Origin of the sequence: Staphylococcus borealis (assembly GCF_001224225.1) — a bacterium.
GTDB classification, from domain to species: Bacteria; Bacillota; Bacilli; order Staphylococcales; family Staphylococcaceae; genus Staphylococcus; species Staphylococcus borealis.
Map to the genome: position 1 here is coordinate 34,818 of NZ_CUEE01000004.1, position 18,038 is coordinate 52,855.

Here is an 18,038-nt window from a genome sequence, read left to right on the forward strand (position 1 = left end):
AAACAAAGGGGTATGTTTGTTATGTGATTAATTTCATGTCCATAATATAACACGCTAAAATAGGTGTTTCAATAATAAAGTCCCTTTATTTTTAAATTGTCACAAACTTGCCATATTGTAAACGTATACAGTTATTTTAAGCTTTCATTAACTTTTCAAACGCATCTAATTTTTGCTCAAAAACTTCACAAGCTTGCTCAATAGGTTCTGGAGATGTCATATCCACACCTGCATTTTTCAGAATTTCAATTGGGTAATTAGAACTTCCTTTTTTCAAGAATTCATTAATATATCTATCTACAGCTGGTTTACCCTCAGTAAGAATTTGATGACTTAAACTTTGTGCGGCACTATAACCTGTTGCATATTGATATACATAATAGTTCATATAGAAGTGAGGAATACGTGACCATTCTTTGCTAATATTGTCATCTGTTTCAACAACATCACCAAAATATTGTTGATTCAATTTAGCATATTCCTCATTCATACGTGTTGCCGTCAATGGTTCACCCGCTTCTTCAATTTGATGAATTTTATGTTCAAATTCTGCAAACATTGTTTGACGGAATAAAGTCGCTCTGAATCTTTCAAGTTCTTGATTTAATAATAATAAACGACGTTCATCATCTAAATGTTTATCCATATAATCACTTAATAACGCTTCGTTACAAGTTGATGCAACTTCAGCAACAAAGATTGAATAGTCACTAGAATTTGATGGTTGATATTTACGACTGAAATAACTATGTGCTGAATGACCAAACTCATGAATTAGTGTATATAAGTCAGAGACAGTATCTGACCAGTTTAATAGAATAAACGGATTAGTTAAGTGCGCACCAGATGAGTAACCACCTGAACGTTTACCTTTATTCTCATATACATCTACCCAACGATTATTTAAACCTTCTTTAACAACATTAAGATATGTTTCACCCATTGGCTCTAACGCTTTAAGCATCCATTCTTTCGCTTCTTCATAAGGCATTTCAAATTTAACGTCCTTAACCATTGGCGTATATAAATCGTACATTTTTAAGTCGTCAACGTCTAATAATTCTTTTCTTAATTTCGTATATCTGTGCAATAATGGTAAATATTTATGCACAGTTTTTACTAAATTATCATAAACTTCTTCTGGTATATGATTATTACTTAACGCACGCTCACGAGCTGTTTTATAGTTATGTGTTCGAGCATTAAACACATTCTTCTTAACTTCGCCTGCTAAAGTTGATCCTAGAGTATTATTGTAAGCACCATATGCTTTATATAAATTATTATATGCAGATTGACGTAATACTCGATCATCTGATTCTAAATATTTAATAAAAGTGCCTTGCGTTAATGGATGTTTCTCACCATTTTTATCGACCGCATCTTCAAATTCTAGATCAGCATTACTGAACATACCATATACATTACTTGGTGTAGACAATGCATCTTGTGCTTCAGTTAATAATCTTTCTTGTTCTGCATCTAAAATGTGTGGTCGTTTTTCGTTAATCAATTTCAAGTCAAATTCATAACGTTTTAAATCATTATTCTCATTAATAAAAGATTGTAATTTATCTTCATCAATTTGAAGTATTTCAGGTACTAAGAAACTCCATGCTGAACTTATTTTAATGATAAGTTGATGCGCACGTGATTCAAAACCAGTATATTTATCATTTGATGTGTCTTGGTCTTGTTTTAAATGTGCATAAACATATACTTTTTCAAGTTTAGTACTAATTTCATCTTCTAATGATAACGCATTATATAACGTTTCCGAGCTATCACCTAAGTGTCCTTTAAATTGTTCTTCTTTACCTAGATAACCTTCAACCTCTTTTAATGCGGCTTCGAAAGCTTCATCACTCTCAAAAATTGTTGTTAAATCCCACGTATCATTTGGATATTTACGTTCTTGCTCTTCTCTTGTTAATTGTTGACTCATATAGTAAACCTCCTATAATAACTAATGGTATAATTTTCTCATTATTCCCTTTGAATTGCACGTTTTAACTATATTTTCTGTAATGATTAATGAGTTCTGAGACAACATGATCCATAGAAATAGTGTTAAGGTACATCTGTCTAAATTTAAGAAAGTCTTTTAAACACTGATGCACATCACGTTCTTGTTGATTCAATAATTCCAATTGTAATTGCCACTGAACTGGATGATTCTCAATGTAAAGTTGATAAGGGAATATGTATCCGAAGTTACGATAAACAGCTTCATCTGACAACCTTAATTGATACATTGCACTTAAAGAAGGCTCAAGGACAGAATTTTGCCTTCTACATTGATTCAAGTAATGATGTATTTCAGATTTCGTTAACTTGAAAATGTGTTGATATGGTGGAGACATTATATTAATCTGATTCACTAATTCATTGATTTCAATTACTGTTTGTTTTGCGATAAATTGTTTGCCACCAATATGCTGAATTTGACTATATAAAACAATGCGCTTGTTCTCATGATTCCATACATATAAACACCTGTTAATTGGATGTATAAAATGTGCTTGAAATGAATTGAGATATAGCCTTCCTCTATGATATCGACAATCTTTAAGCAACCAAATGACTTCCATATTCAGTTGTTTAAACCCCTTTGTTCGTTCTAAGATTTCTTCTATACTTATTCTAGAAAATTGAATTTCAATGACAAATTTTAAGTTGACTAGTATATCTGGGAATTGTTGTATCGTCGGGCAATAAGGCTCAATTTGAACGTGATAATGCTGTTGTGATAACATCTTCGCAATGAAGCACTTTACAAAGTAATGTTGTTCCGATTCTTGCTTCGCACAATAACTTACGCTATCCACTTTATGCGCGAAATGCGGCATTTTCTTTGTGCCACGTTTTAGCAATAGTTGTGTTCTACAATGCGGACAAAAATAACTGTCTTGTTGCTTTGCACGATGCGCATATACTTGCTCGCCATGTTGATTTATAGCCATTAACATAAATTTCACTCACCTCATAAGATTAAACGTTTGAGATGGTGATTTTACTTCTCAACACAAAAAAAACCGAAGCAATATTCATTGCCTCGGTAAAAACGTTTCATTATTCAACCGTATCTGGGAAATAACGACGGACTTGTGCAGTAACGTTATGACTCATAATAATCTTAGCATAATCGTTTAAATACACTTCAGTTTTATCCGTTGGATATGCAAATTCTAACATTTGACTATAACTATCATTAATAGTCTCTTGACTCACTGTTTCATCAAAGTGAACAGCATAATAATATTTATTATCATTCATATATAATAAATCTTCAAATTCATCAGTTGATAAATTATGATGATAAGCATAACTTATCACTTGTTCTAAATCATCGAATTTAACAATAACTGTTCTAATATTAGATCGTTGTTTCGTTTGCTTTTGTTCAGATTTATGCGCTTGTTTTTGTTGCGCTCTTTGTTCGAATAAGTTTTCAATACTGTCTTCATTTTCCAATGTATTTGCAAGTAATTCATTAACCTGTTCTTCAAATTGTTCATTCGCATCTTCATCTGACATATGCATGGCATCTTCATTTTTAGATTTAGAAATCGTAACTTCCACACCTTTTTCGAAGGCATGTACTTGTATCCAAAGTGGACCTTCAACTACGAAGTCCTCTTCTTCATTGATTTCATCCATCATTGACCAGAAGAATTCTTCGCCTCTTTTACGGTTCGTCCATAAATCTTCACGACTAAATCCTCTAGCTTCAATATCACTATAAGTTATAAATAATTTGACTGTTGTGTCATCAACGCGTTCTATTCTCATATCATCTCACTCCTTACAGTCGATGAATAGTAACCATATTGTATTAGAACGTGGTGGAAATTACAATTTATTTGTTTGATTAAATTTAACTATTTTATAATCGTTATATATATTAACATATTCCCTTTTAAAGTTACAAAAAGGGAGTGGAACAGAATTCTTTTAAATTCGTCGTCCCACCCCCGCAAGGATGTCTAGAACTGAGAAAAGCTTGATTCAAGCGCCTTCTCAGTTCAGTCAGCTACTGCGAAATTGCAAAATAGCTGCATTATATTATTTATGCCTAGCCTCTTCATAATATTATAATCTTCAATTAAATTTTAGAATTAATCTACAAGACGTTGCGCTTCTTGTAATTGGAAAGTACGAACCTTTCTAGGTAAGAAACGTCTAATTTCATCTTCGTTATAACCAACTTGTAAACGTTTTTCATCTAAAATAATTGGACGACGTAAAAGTCCAGGATTATCTTGGATGATTGCATAAAGATCTTGTAATGGTAAAGAATCAATATCAACGTTTAATTTTTGATATGTTTTAGAACGAGTAGAAATAATTTCGTCAGTTCCGTCTTCAGTCATTTTTAAAATTTGTTTGATTTCATCAATTGTTAAATGTTCAGAAAAAATGTTACGCTCCGTATATGGAATGTCATGTTCTTGTAACCATGCTTTCGCTTTACGGCAAGATGTGCAACTTGGTGAAGTAAATAATGTTACCATACATCTCACTCTCCTATTGAATGAATATTATTCATTATTTTTAAATTTATTGATTAAGAAATAATCGTTTATTTAGTCCTCTTAACCTTACAATGTAAGTATAACTATCTAACATTAAAATTAAATGAGAAAATCCTAATTTTTCTGAGAAATCTTAAATTTTCTAAAAACCTAACTTTAAAGGCTTAGAATTAACGTATAACTACATACTAACATAACTTACATTTTAAAGAAATACTGTTATAATTTAAATAATATGAATTAAAACTAAGAAAGTAGGCATCTAATATGGAGACATTATTTTCAGGAATTCAACCTAGTGGCATACCCACAATTGGTAATTATATTGGCGCATTGAAACAATTTGCTGATGTACAAAATGATTACGATTGTTATTTTTGCATTGTTGACCAACATGCTATCACAGTGCCGCAAGATAAAATCAAATTGCGTAAACAAATACGTCAACTTGCAGCTATTTATTTAGCATCAGGAATCAACCCGGAAAAAGCGACCTTATTTATACAATCTGAAGTACCAGCACACGTACAAGCTGGTTGGATGCTCACAACAATCTCAAGTGTGGGTGAACTTGAACGTATGACTCAATATAAAGATAAAGCTCAAAAGCGAACTGATGGTATTCCAGCTGGGTTACTAACTTACCCACCGTTAATGGCTGCAGATATTGTTATTTACAATACTAACATTGTTCCAGTTGGTGAAGACCAAAAACAACATATGGAATTAACTCGAAACTTAGTTGAACGCTTTAATAGTCGTTATAATGACGTTTTAGTTAAGCCAGAAATTCGCATGCCTAAAGTAGGTGGCCGTGTAATGAGTTTACAAGACCCAACTAAGAAAATGAGTAAAAGTGATGACAATCAAAAAAACTTTATTTCATTACTAGATGAACCTAACGTGGCTGCTAAGAAGATTAAAAGTGCTGTAACAGATTCAGATGGCATTATTAAATTTGATCGAGATAACAAACCAGGTATATCAAATTTATTAACAATCTACTCTAGCCTAACAAATGAATCTATTAAAGATTTAGAAGCTAAATATGAAAATGAAGGATACGGAAAATTCAAAACCGACTTATCAGAAATCGTCAAAGATTTCTTAATTGATTTCCAAAAGAAATATGATGAATTTTATCATTCAGACAAATTAGATGAAATACTAGATCATGGTCGCGATAAAGCTCAAAAAGCCTCATTCAAAACATTGAAAAAAATGGAACGCGCTATGGGACTAGGACGTAAACGATAATAATAAAAAGTGAGATGACTTAACTCATCTCACTTTTTTATTACCTATTTTTAGTTATTTTCTTCCTTTAGGGTTAAATGCATCTTTGAGTCCCTCACCAACAAAGTTAATGCTTAGTATTGTAAACATAATCATTAGTGCGGGGGGCATCCATATCCAGGGCTTAGAACTAATAATGTCGCCTTCTTGTGCATCACTTAACATGTTCCCCCATGAAGGAATGGATTTACTAATCCCAAATCCTAAAAAGCTCAAACCAGATTCTACTACAATCATTCCTGCAAATGTTAAAGTTGCTTGCACAATAACTACACTTAAAATATTAGGTAATAAATGCTTTAAAATAATTTTATGTGTGGGCGTACCAATCGATTTCGCTGCTAAGAAATATTCATTTTCTTTCTCTTGCATGACTTTCCCACGTACTAACCTAGCAATACCTCCCCAACTAAGAACGATAATAACTGCTACTAAAATAATCGCTGAGCCGTATGGATTTTTAATTTTATCACCAAGCGCAGCATTTAAAACGATTGCGAAAATTAAAAACGGAAAAAGCATTACAAATTCAGTGACACGCATTAATAGGGTATCAAGTATGCCTCCAAAATAACCTGATATGACACCTATTGCTATCCCAATTATCAGCATACCAATCGTAGAAACTAATCCAATTGTCAACGACATTCTTCCCGCAAATAATAATCTACTGAAATTATCTCTACCTCCGGAGTCGGTTCCTAATATATTTTGAGAAGTCATGTCACCTTTGATATTTAATAAATCTTGCTGATTAATAGGCAACGGTGCTAATAATGGTGCAATAATTGATATAATGGCTACTAAAATTAAAAATACTAATGATGCCATAGCAATTTTATTCTTGGCAAATTTGTGTAAGGCAATCTTTATAGGTGAAGATGCTTTTTTTACAGTTTTTAAGTGATTACGTCGTTTGGTCATCATTTACCTTTACCTCTTCTCATTTTAATTACTACGAATTCTAGGATCGACAAAATTATAAGTTATATCAGATATAAGATTTCCAAATAACCCCAAAAATGAAAAGAATAACGTTAACGCCATCATTAATGGATAATCTTGCCCAGTTACTGATTCTAAAAACAATTTACCAATACCATTAAAAGAAAAAATTGTTTCAGTAATAACCGCACCGCCTAAGATACTTACAATATCAGCTCCTAAAAACGTAATGATTGGAATTAATGAGTTACGTAAAATATGTTTATTATAAATTTTATTCATTGATAAACCTTTTGCTTTAGCAGTTAAAACATAGTCTTTATTAGCATTATCAATAATATCGTTTCTTAAATACTGAATATAACCGGCAGTTGATAATAATCCCAACGTTAAAGCAGGTAAAATCGTATGATAGAGCTTACTCAAATAGTATGCAAAACTTCCTTCTTGAAGATTAATATTGACTGACCCTTGAAAAGGAAATATCGGGAATTGAAATGCAAATAGATAAATTGCAAATACACCCGCAATAAATGAAGGAATAGCCAACATAACGTAGTTAAAAACTTGAATAGTATAGTCTCCTATTGAATATGCATATCTTCCTGAAACAATTCCTAGAATAAACGATAATATATATGTAATTATTAGAGATACAACACCAAGCAATATTGTATTAGGCAAGCGTTCGATAATTAAATCAAATACTGGTCGCTTATATTTAATAGATTCTCCTAAATGACCATGTGCTACATTTCCAATCCATCTGACATATTGCGTTGGTATAGAATCATTGAGACCTAGTTTTTCTCTTTGAGCGGCAATTGCCTCTTGCTTAACATGAGGGTTGTATTGTCCACTAAAAGGATCACCTGGTTGAATTATTGCTAAGCTAAATACCACGATTGATATCAAAAACAATAATGGTATCATTAAAAGAAATCGTTTTAAGATGAGTTTTATCATTTAGCATTCACCCTTTCAGTAAAGAAGCAAGCAACATGATGTTGTGATTTTATTTCTTCTAGCTTCGGTCTTTGCTCGCGACATTTATCTTGTGCAATCGGACATCTAGTGTGGAATGGGCATCCTTTAGGTGGATTACTTGGAGATGGTAATTCTCCCTTCAAAATAATTCTATTTCCCTTAGCCTGATTAAATTGGGGTATAGACGAAATTAAAGCCTTAGTATAAGGGTGTTGTGGATTTCTATATAACTCAGTGCTATCTGCGATTTCCACCATATGTCCTAAGTACATAACACCTATCACATCACTAATATGTTTCACTACACTCAAATCATGAGCTATAAATAAATAGCTTAAATTAAATTCTTTTTGTAGATCTTTCATAAGATTTAATACTTGAGACTGAACAGATACATCTAAAGCACTCACAGGTTCATCAGCCACAATAAGTTTTGGTCTAATTGCTAACGCTCTAGCTATACCTATTCTCTGTCTTTGTCCCCCTGAAAATTGGTGCGCATATTTGTAATACGTATCCTCACTCATCCCTACGCAGTTTAATAAATACATTACTTCATCTTTAAGTTTCTTTTTATCAACTACATGATAATTTTGTAACGGTTCGCCTATGATATCTCCAACCATTTGCATTGGATTTAACGAAGCATAGGGGTCTTGAAATATCATTTGAAAATTTTTACGCGCTTCTCGTAATTTTTTTCCATTTAATTGCGTAATATCAACATCATTAATTTTAATTTCACCCGATGTTATATTTTCTAATCGAACGATAGATTTTCCAAGTGTTGACTTACCACATCCTGATTCTCCTACTAAACCAAATGTTTGTCCTTTTTTAATTGTAAAAGAAATATCATCTACTGCTTTAACGTATTGCGTTGGTTTAAAAAGGCCTGATTTAATAGGATAATATGTTTTTAAATTCTGTATTTCTAAGATGTTATCCATTTTTTCTTCCCCTCTATTGGTCTAATAGATGACAGCGTACTTGACTACCGTCCCTACTCATAAGTTTTGGTTCTCGTTGTTTACATAATTCCATTCTGACTTCGCATCTATTCGCAAAACGACATTGATTTTTATTAAACTCAGTTATACTGGGTACCATGCCATCAATCACTTCTAAATACTCCACACTTTCATTTAACTTTGGAATTGTACGAAGTAATTTCTTAGTATATGGGTGTTTAGGATGATTTAAAATTTGATGTAATTCCCCAAATTCAACAATTTGTCCAGCATACATGACGATGACTTTATCACAAAATTCCGATACGACACTTAAATCATGCGTAACCAGAATAATTGACATGTTATTTTCTTGCTGTAATTTTTTTAGTAATTCAAGAATTTGTGCTTGTATCGTTACATCTAACGCTGTAGTCGGTTCGTCAGCAATTAATAATTTTGGGTTACAAGAAATTGCAATCGCAATCATCACTCTTTGTCGCATTCCACCGGATAATTGATGCGGATAGCTATTTAGTACTTCTTCCACTCGAGCTATCCCTACTTGCTGTAACAATTCTTTAGCCAACACATATGCTTCTTTTTTCGTTTTATGTAAATGTAAAATAATAGGTTCTATTAATTGATTTTTGATTTTAAATACAGGATTCAGTGCCGTCATAGGCTCTTGAAACACCATACCGATATCTTTCCCTCTAATTTTTCGGTATTCACTTTCACTAGCATTTTGTAGCGCTTTATCGTCGAATATAATTTTACCGTGTGTGATTTTAGATATTTTTTCTGGTAAGAGTTTTACAATTGACTTATTTAAGATTGATTTGCCACATCCAGATTCTCCAACAATTCCAAGTGTTTCATTACTTTTTAATTTAAAAGAAATTTGATCAATTGTAGGGTACCAGTTGTTGTTGATATTAATAGATGTTTCTAATTCATTTATTTCTAATAAATAGTTATCCATAATTTGCTCCAATCAATAAACCTCGACTAAAGTCGAGGTTCATCTTTTATTCTTTAGTTATTTGATATAAATCCTTATCTGAGCCAATTGAGATATCAACATTTCTCACTTTATCATTGACTACTGTAATAGTATCTAATTGAACAATTGGTAATGCTGGAAGAACTTCATTAGTATGTTTTTGCCATTCTAAGTAAATTTCTTTACGTTTTTTATCGTTATTTCCTACTTTATTGAAATCTAACGCATCATCTAACAATTTATCTGATGTTTTATCAGTAGTACGCATTTCGTTTTGTGGTCTGTCAGTATGATATAAATCAGAAGGATCTGGGTCAGAACCGCCTGTCCATGTTCTGAAATAAACTTCCATATCTTTAGAAGCACTCGCTAAATCATCGTTATATTTACCGAACTCAACCATTTTCACATTCGTTTTTAATCCTACTTTTTCCCAGAAATCTTTAATAGCCGCAGTTCTAGGTTCAAATGTAGGGTTTGAGCCTGAATAATGTTTTAAGTTAATTTCAAAAGGTTTACCGTTAGGATCTTCTCTGAAGCCATCTCCATTTCTATCTTTATATCCTAATTTATCTAACATTTTTTTAGCTTTTTCAGGATCGTAACTATAGTTATTTAAGTCTTTTTGATCGGCTGCAATCCAATGGATAGATGGAACAAAGCTATTTAGTTCTTTACCATAACCTTGATAAAATGCTTTAATCCATTTTTTTCTATCAATTGCATATAACATTGCTTGTCTAAGTTCTTTTTCTTTATATTTAGGACGTTCTGCACCAGTTTTATTCTTCTCTTTATCATAATCATGAGATACAAAACCAATAACAGAATAGTCTGTACCTGGTGTTGATAATACTTTAAGTTTTCCATCTCCAGATTTTTTAGCTTCTTGAGCAATACTACCTGTAGTAGAATCAGTCATATCAATTTCGCCATTTTTCATAGCTTTCACAATTTGTGTTTGATCAATAACTTTTAAATTAATTTTGTCTAAACTTGGTTTACCTTGCCAATAATCATTAAATTTCTCTAATTGAACTGCTTCACCTTGAACAACTTTTGTCACTTTATAAGGTCCAATACCAATTGGATGTTTTCTGATTTTATCTGATTTCGCTAAATCTTTAACTGCTACATCGCTTAAATATTTTTTACTTAATAATGGACCAGCAAAGAAGCCTTCAAGATAGTTTACTTTCTTCTCTTTAAAAGTAACTTCCATAGAATAATCATCTAGTTTTTTCAATCCACTAATCGTGTCCGCTTTGCCTTCATGTTTTTCTTTAGCACCTTCGATGTTTTCAACGATAGGGAAATAACTACCTTCATAATCTTTGTCTGCTAAAACATTTAATGTATAAATCCAGTCATCAATTTTAAACTCATTACCATCTTGCCATTTAATGCCTTTTTTAATTGTAAATTTAATCTTCTTACCTGGATCAATATCTTTCCATGAAGCAATAAATGGTTTAGGTTTCATATTTTTATCTAGTTTAATTAATGATTCATTATAATAAGCTTCGACTGCTGAGTCTGAAGCATCTGAACTCAACACAGATGACAGTGTTCCTGAAGGAGCAGCATTTAAACCTACGTTTAATACTCCACCTTTGTGATTAGATGTTTCTGTTTTTGACAAATCCTTTGAATTTTCATCCTGTTTTCCTTTTCCACATGCACTCAATACTAATACTGCTACTAGTAAGAGTATTAAATATTTACAAATGACTTTCACTCACATCAATCCTCCTGTTGAATCTAAGATGTTTTTCTTATTTTACTTCTAAAATAAAAATTAACAAGTTAAATTTTAGAATTTTCAGATAACATTTTATTTATTAACTTTCAATTAATTTAAATTTTTCATAAAAAATACAACCTAACTATCTCATTCGTAGCTAGGCTGCATTTTGACACGCTTTATTCATTTTTATTTTTTCTTACCAGTTTCTCTATCAATCGATTTGTCCATATATGCATGTTTTAATGAATAATCTCCACCAATTTGGTGATACTCAATACCTTTTAATTGTGGATTTCTTAATGAAGCAGCACCTTTTTGATAAATTGGTGCTACAGGTGCATCATTTAAGAAAATTTCCTCAGCTTGGCGCATAGCAGCAAATCTCTCATTTGGTTTTTGTAGTAAACTACCGTTCGCTTTTTTTAATAAGTTGTCATATTCTTTACTACTCCAACCAGTGTTGTTTTGAGCGTTTCCTGTTGTCATCGTATCTAAGAAAGTGATTGGATCAGGATAATCTGGTCCCCAGCCTGATAATGACATTGAGTAATTCATCGTCAATTCAGCTTGAACTCTTTGTTTAAAAGGTAATTGCTTAACTTTTACCGTTACTCCTGGTAAATTATTTTCAATTTGAGATTTAATAAATTCCGCAGAAATTTTAGAATCTGGTGTATCTTCAGTATTTAATGTGAAGGTAAATTCATCTTTACCTAGTGCTTTCTTCGCTTTTTCTAAATGTTCTTTTGCTTTTTTAGGATTGTACTTAAGTGGTGAATTTACAGTATCAGCATAATCTTTGCCATCTGGTGTTTTAGCTGTTCCACGTGCAGTAAAGCCATCAAACGGTTTTGCACCTGTACCAAGCACTTCATTAACATAGTCCTTTTTATTAATTGCTTGAGCAATCGCATATCTCATGTCTTTATTTTTAAATTCTGGTTGTTCTTTCTGGTTTAGTTTCAAAAAGAATGTAGATGCTAATAAACGTTTGAATAACGCTGGACTATCTTTATACTTGTCTACTTGTTCAGATGTTATACCTGCGACATCAACAGAACCTGTATCGTATAATGAGGCACCAGCTTGTGTATCTTTCAATATTTTATAGTTGACTCTATCTAATTTAACATGGTTTTTATCCCAATAATCATTATTTTTAGTTAACATGATTTTATCTTCTACAGCCCACTTATCAATTTTAAAAGGACCATTATAAACAGTTTTATCAGCAGTAGTACCATAAGATTTACCATATTTTTTTACTACTTTTTCATTTTGTGGCATAAACGTACCAAAAGCTAACATTTGTTGGAAATAAGGAATTGGTTTTGTTAACTCAACTTGTAATGTGTAATCATCTAATGCTTTTACTCCTAAATCTTTAGGTTTCTTACCATTTTTATTTAGATTAATATCCTCTGCATTTTTCAAATCGTACATTATGTATGCATATTCTGATGCAGTTTCTGGATCAACAGCTTTACGCCATGCAAATACAAAATCATGTGCCGTTACCGGGTCCCCATTAGACCATTTTGCATCTTTACGTAATTTAATTGTCCACGTTTTTCCACCATTTGACTTTTTAGGTTGTCCTTTTGCGACACCTGGTACAGCTTCATCTTTACCATTAAGTGAATATAACCCTTCGAATACTTGATTGTATATCGTAAATGAAACTGTATCAGTAGCTAGCGTTGAATCAAGTGTATTTATATCTGAAGAAGTGGCAACTCGATATGTTTGCCCACTATCATCATATAATCCACCACCTTTACCACATGCACTTAATAGTAAAGTAGTTACAATTAAACCTAAAATCACTTTAAAGTTAATTTTTCTCATAACAATTTCATCCTCCTTCCCCAGTATTAAACGCTTTGCGTTAGATGCTGTTCTTTTAATTGAGCCGCTTCTTCATCAGTAACAAAGACAAAATGACCAGGTCTAATTTCTTGAAGGCTTCGCTCACTATTTTTAGATTCATCATCTTTGTATGCTACACGTTTACGTGTTCTTTCACTATCTGGGTCGGGTTGTGGAATGGCTGATAACAATGATTTAGTGTATTCATGTAATGGATGATAGTATATTTCATCGGCAGAACCCAACTCTACAATTTTCCCAAAATGCATCACTGCGATACGATCTGAAATATATTTAACCATAGATAAATCATGTGCAATAAATAAGAAAGTAATACCTCGTTCTCGTTGTAGTTTCAACATTAAGTTAACAACTTGCGCTTGAATCGATACATCTAGCGCTGAAATTGGTTCATCCGCAATGATAAACTCTGGTTCAACGGCCAACGCACGTGCAATGCCAATACGCTGTCTTTGTCCACCTGAGAATTCATGAGGATACCTGTTTGCGTGCTCTTTACTTAAACCTACTGTTTCAAGTAAATCATATACACGACGTTTACGATCTTTTTTTCCACTAGCTAATTTATGAATATCAATGCCTTCAGCAACGATATCCATTACCTTTAACCTAGGATTAAGAGATGCGTATGGATCTTGAAATATCATTTGAATTTTTTTATTGAATTTCAATAAATCTTTACGTTTAGAAATTTTCTGAATATCTTGACCTTCATATAAAATTTCTCCACTAGTGATGTCATTTAATTTAATAATTGCCTTTCCTGTTGTTGATTTACCACATCCTGACTCTCCGACTAACCCTAGTGTTTCCCCTTTATAAATGTCAAAAGAGATGTCCTCTATGGCTCTTACTTCATTTCGTTTACCTTCATTAAAATATTGTTTTAAATTTTTAATTTCTAATAATATTTCATTATTCTTATCCATCGAACGACACCCTTTCTACTTGACGTGGTTTGTCGTAATTATTAGGCATTTGGCGCTGTCTCTTCATCACCATTTCTGGTGGTGCTACTTTAGGCGCTCTTTCGTCTAATAACCAAGATTTAACAAAATGAGTTGGTGATACTTTAAACCATGGTGGTTCTTGTTTGAAATCAATATCTAAAGCGTATTGACTTCGTCGAGCAAATGCATCCCCTTTAGGTGGATGTAGTAAATCAGGAGGTGTCCCTGGAATTGCAATTAATTCTGTATCATTGCTCGTAGTTAAATCAGGCATAGATGACAGTAATCCCCAAGTATATGGATGTTTTGGATCATAGAAGATTTCATCTACATCCCCGGTTTCCACCATTTGTCCGCCATACATGACAGCAACCCTATCTGCAATATTTGCTACAACACCTAAATCATGTGTTATGAATATAATTGATGTATCAATTTTTTGTTGCAATTCTTTCATTAAGTCTAATATCTGTGCTTGCATAGTAACGTCTAAGGCAGTCGTTGGTTCATCAGCGATTAATATTTTCGGTTCACAAGCCAAAGCTGTTGCGATAACAATCCTTTGTCTTTGCCCACCAGAGAATTGATGTGGATACGCTTTGAAACGTTTTTCTGCATTAGGTAATCCTACTAAATTCAATATTTCTAGCGCACGTTTTTTAGCGTCCGCCTTATTATAATTTTTATGCTTGATAAGTGGTTCCATAACTTGCTTACCAATTTGCATCGTCGGATTAAGCGATGTCATTGGATCTTGGAAAATCATTGAAATGTCTTTACCACGTAATTTAATAAGCTCATTTTCAGATTTGACGGCCAAATCTTCGCCCAAGAAATCAATTTTACCCTTTTTTATTCTTCCAACATCCCCTTGGAATAATTTAGTGATTGCTTTTGTCGTTACGGATTTACCCGAACCAGACTCGCCTACTATTGCTAACGTTTCCCCTTTGTTCAAATAAAAATCTACGCCTCTAACTGCCTGCACTTCCCCTGCCGTAATGTCAAAGGAAACATGCAAGTCGTTTACTTCTAAAACTCTTTCTGACATAACCTTTGCCTCCTTTTTTATTTACGCATCTTAGGGTCAAATGCATCGCGTAAACCATCGCTAAATAAGTAAAAGAATAAGATGAGCAAACTTAATATTGTTGCAGGAATAAATAGTTCATGTGGATGAATTAATAACATAGCACGTCCATCATTAACTAATGAACCAAGTGATGTTTGTGGTGCTGGTACACCGATCCCTATGAAGCTTAAGAATGCTTCAAAGAATATGGCACTTGGCACTGTGAACATTGAAGTTACAACAATTGCGCCTAACGTATTTGGTAAAATATGTTTAAAAATTAAGTTGAATTTTGATGCACCTAATGTTCTTGATGCCATCACAAATTCTTGATTTTTTAACTTTAAGAATTCTCCACGAACTACCCTACTCATTCCTAACCATCCGGTAATCGACATCGCTAAGATAATTGTCCATATAGACGGTTCAAATATGAGTACAAATAAAATTACGACAATTAAGTTAGGAATAGATGCAATAATTTCTAGAATACGTTGCATGATATTATCTACCCGTCCTCCGAAGAAACCGGATATTGCACCATATACAACACCAATAAAAATGTCTAGTACTGCAGCTACTACACCGATAAATAATGAAATTTGAGCACCTGTCCATGTACGTGTCCATAAATCTCTACCTAATTGATCAGTACCAAACCAGAAATTTTCTTTAACGCCTGCATCTTTATATGCGTTTGTTCCATCTGCGCCTGTTCCGTCAAATGGAAGGAAAGGTACCTTATCTAATACCGGAATCTTAGCAGGTAAATTTCGTCTTGAGACATCTTGTTCGGCATAATCATGATCACTTAATAAAGGACCAATAAAAGCCATAATAACAATTAAAATCAATCCGATTAATCCTACAATAGCCAATTTATTTCTTTTTAATTGGGTCCAGGCATCTTGCCAGAAGTTTTTACTTTCTCTTTGCATTTCTGGTTCTCTATTTAAATCAAGCTCTCTCATTACGAAATCAGAAGCTGCAATGCCTTCAGAGGTATGTGTCATAGCCGCATTTGAATGATCATCAAATGGCTTTTCAAATTTATCATTTGCCATTACTTTTTACCTCCTTGTACACGAATTCTTGGGTCAATGATTCCGTATAAAATATCTACGATAAAGATTGAAACAATAAATAAAGTACTGAATAAAATTGTTGTAGCCATAATAACTGAGAAGTCATTTGTCGTAATCGATCTTACGAATTGGTCCCCTAATCCCGGAACACCAAATATATTTTCAATGGTTAACGTACCTGTTAGAATTCCTGCTAACATCGGTACTATGATGGTAATAATTGGTATGAGTGCATTTCTTAATGCATGCCCAAATAGCACACGCAAAGAAGAATTCCCTTTCGCTCTTGCTAATAATATGTAATCCGAACTTAAAACTTCTATCATTTCAGCTCGTATATATCTTGCTACTGTTGCCATAACCCCTGCAGATAGCGCAAGTGAAGGTAATACAGCTGTAGCAATTCCTTCCCAACCAGCAACAGGGAACCATCTTAATCTCACCGCAAAAACATATTGTAGAAGTACGGCTAAAACGAACGATGGTACGGATACAGCGATAACTGAAATCACAGTAGTTGTATAGTCTACCCATGTATTTTGCTTAGTTGCAGCTGCAATACCAAGGATTAGACCTAAAATTATACCTATAATCATAGCGATAATACCCATTTCCATTGATGGAATCAATCTCGGTCTAATTAACTCCCATACCGGTTGATTATGATACTGGAATGAATAACCAAAGTCCCCTGTTACAACGTTCTTTAAATAATGAAGATATTGAACGGCAACCGGATCATTTAATCCATATTTTTCATTAAGAATAGCCTTTTGTTCAGCACTTAATTTTGCATCATTAAACGGTGAACCTGGCATCATTTTCATTAAGAAAAATGTAATCGTAATAATGATAAACAGCGACAAAAACATGTACCCCAATCGTTTTAAAACATATCGCGTCATTACTCCGCCCCCTTTTGAATTTTCAAAATTAACATTCCCTTCGAAATTTTCAGAAATATTTAGTAATATTATATATACAATTTTCATACAATTGCAATATAATTTTCACAATATTTAAAAATTGAATTGTAAAATAAATGTTCTTTTTACTGTTTTTGATATTATAATCCGATGTTTTAGATTTAAGATATTATTCTTTATATGAATACGTTAAACTAGTATTAACTTCATCAGGGGGTATACAAATGAAACATAAAAAAAGTTGGGGGTTCTGGTTGTTAAGTACTCCTATGATTACATTGATAATTTGGTTAATCTTTTCTAACCATTCCTTTATTTCATACATAAATACATTATTTTATCTATCACTTATAGTCTTTATACTCGTTTTCATTATTTTATTAGTTCAAGAAGGCATTTTCGACGCTACAAGTTATGGTTTTCGACGTATTCGTTATCAAATGTCTTCACGTGCAAAGAAAAAGACAATGGAACATGATGCGTTTTTTAATCCTTCACAAGTCAAAAAAGAGGTTTATTTTATATCATCATGGATTTTTCCTGCGCTAATTATCAATAGCTTATACTTTGTATTAACAATCATCATTTCCATTTTTTATTGATAAAAAGGCAAAAAAATAGCGAGGGTGGGACAGAATTCTTTTTAAAT

General features: G+C 32.7%; 16 protein-coding genes. 2 read left to right on the forward strand and 14 right to left on the reverse strand.

Features of this window, described 5'->3' with window-relative positions; translation table 11 throughout:
• Positions 1-136: 136 nt before the first annotated feature.
• The 4 genes from pepF to spxA form a co-directional block, all read right to left on the reverse strand.
• A complete protein-coding gene (pepF, locus tag AK212_RS05855; protein ID WP_053029706.1) occupies positions 137-1,945 on the reverse strand; it encodes an oligoendopeptidase F in 1,809 nt (602 codons plus the stop codon).
• Between the two features lie 64 nt (positions 1,946-2,009).
• On the reverse strand, positions 2,010-2,969 hold the full coding sequence (locus AK212_RS05860) for a competence protein CoiA (protein ID WP_053029707.1): 960 nt from the start codon (positions 2,967-2,969) through the stop codon (positions 2,010-2,012).
• A gap of 103 nt (positions 2,970-3,072) precedes the next feature.
• Complete coding sequence (gene mecA / locus AK212_RS05865; protein WP_053029709.1) at positions 3,073-3,792, reverse strand: adaptor protein MecA; 720 nt, start codon at positions 3,790-3,792, stop codon at positions 3,073-3,075.
• Between the two features lie 326 nt (positions 3,793-4,118).
• Positions 4,119-4,514 carry a transcriptional regulator SpxA gene (spxA, locus tag AK212_RS05870; RefSeq protein ID WP_011276230.1) on the reverse strand — a complete coding sequence of 132 codons (396 nt, stop codon included), beginning with the start codon at positions 4,512-4,514 and terminating at the stop codon, positions 4,119-4,121.
• 288 nt (positions 4,515-4,802) lie between these two features.
• Here spxA and trpS point away from each other — a divergent pair, with 288 nt between their 5' ends.
• A complete protein-coding gene (trpS, locus tag AK212_RS05875; RefSeq protein ID WP_053029711.1) occupies positions 4,803-5,792 on the forward strand; it encodes a tryptophan--tRNA ligase in 990 nt (329 codons plus the stop codon).
• A gap of 54 nt (positions 5,793-5,846) precedes the next feature.
• Here the strand turns inward: trpS and opp4C are convergent, their stop codons facing one another.
• From opp4C to opp3b, 10 genes are all read right to left on the reverse strand, one after another.
• Positions 5,847-6,755 (reverse strand): oligopeptide ABC transporter permease, encoded by a 909-nt coding sequence (gene opp4C, locus AK212_RS05880; protein ID WP_154392020.1) that lies wholly within the window; start codon positions 6,753-6,755, stop codon positions 5,847-5,849.
• A gap of 24 nt (positions 6,756-6,779) precedes the next feature.
• The gene (opp4B, locus tag AK212_RS05885; protein ID WP_053029715.1) at positions 6,780-7,742 is read right to left on the reverse strand and encodes an oligopeptide ABC transporter permease; all 963 of its coding nucleotides are present in this window, start codon (positions 7,740-7,742) and stop codon (positions 6,780-6,782) included.
• On the reverse strand, positions 7,739-8,713 hold the full coding sequence (locus AK212_RS05890; RefSeq protein ID WP_053029719.1) for an ABC transporter ATP-binding protein: 975 nt from the start codon (positions 8,711-8,713) through the stop codon (positions 7,739-7,741). The genes opp4B and AK212_RS05890 overlap by 4 nt, the downstream gene beginning before the upstream one ends.
• Before the next feature lie 13 nt (positions 8,714-8,726).
• The gene (locus AK212_RS05895; protein ID WP_053029721.1) at positions 8,727-9,698 is read right to left on the reverse strand and encodes an ABC transporter ATP-binding protein; all 972 of its coding nucleotides are present in this window, start codon (positions 9,696-9,698) and stop codon (positions 8,727-8,729) included.
• 46 nt (positions 9,699-9,744) lie between these two features.
• Positions 9,745-11,457, reverse strand: a complete 1,713-nt coding sequence (gene opp4A / locus AK212_RS05900) for an oligopeptide ABC transporter substrate-binding protein (protein ID WP_053029723.1) — start codon at positions 11,455-11,457, stop codon at positions 9,745-9,747.
• A 195-nt stretch (positions 11,458-11,652) separates the two neighbouring features.
• Entirely contained in the window at positions 11,653-13,314 is a 1,662-nt protein-coding gene (locus AK212_RS05905; protein ID WP_053029725.1) for a peptide ABC transporter substrate-binding protein, read from the reverse strand.
• Between the two features lie 26 nt (positions 13,315-13,340).
• Complete coding sequence (locus AK212_RS05910; protein ID WP_053029727.1) at positions 13,341-14,285, reverse strand: ABC transporter ATP-binding protein; 945 nt, start codon at positions 14,283-14,285, stop codon at positions 13,341-13,343.
• Positions 14,278-15,357, reverse strand: a complete 1,080-nt coding sequence (locus tag AK212_RS05915; protein WP_053029729.1) for an ABC transporter ATP-binding protein — start codon at positions 15,355-15,357, stop codon at positions 14,278-14,280. The genes AK212_RS05910 and AK212_RS05915 overlap by 8 nt, the downstream gene beginning before the upstream one ends.
• A 17-nt stretch (positions 15,358-15,374) precedes the next feature.
• Positions 15,375-16,442: an oligopeptide ABC transporter permease gene (gene opp3C, locus AK212_RS05920; RefSeq protein ID WP_053029730.1), complete on the reverse strand. Its 1,068-nt coding sequence runs from the start codon at positions 16,440-16,442 to the stop codon at positions 15,375-15,377.
• Complete coding sequence (opp3b, locus tag AK212_RS05925; RefSeq protein WP_053029731.1) at positions 16,442-17,368, reverse strand: oligopeptide ABC transporter permease; 927 nt, start codon at positions 17,366-17,368, stop codon at positions 16,442-16,444. The genes opp3C and opp3b overlap by 1 nt, the downstream gene beginning before the upstream one ends.
• 245 nt (positions 17,369-17,613) lie before the next feature.
• Here opp3b and AK212_RS05930 point away from each other — a divergent pair, with 245 nt between their 5' ends.
• On the forward strand, positions 17,614-17,991 hold the full coding sequence (locus tag AK212_RS05930) for a DUF3899 domain-containing protein (RefSeq protein ID WP_053029733.1): 378 nt from the start codon (positions 17,614-17,616) through the stop codon (positions 17,989-17,991).
• The last annotated feature ends 47 nt before the right edge of the window (positions 17,992-18,038 follow it).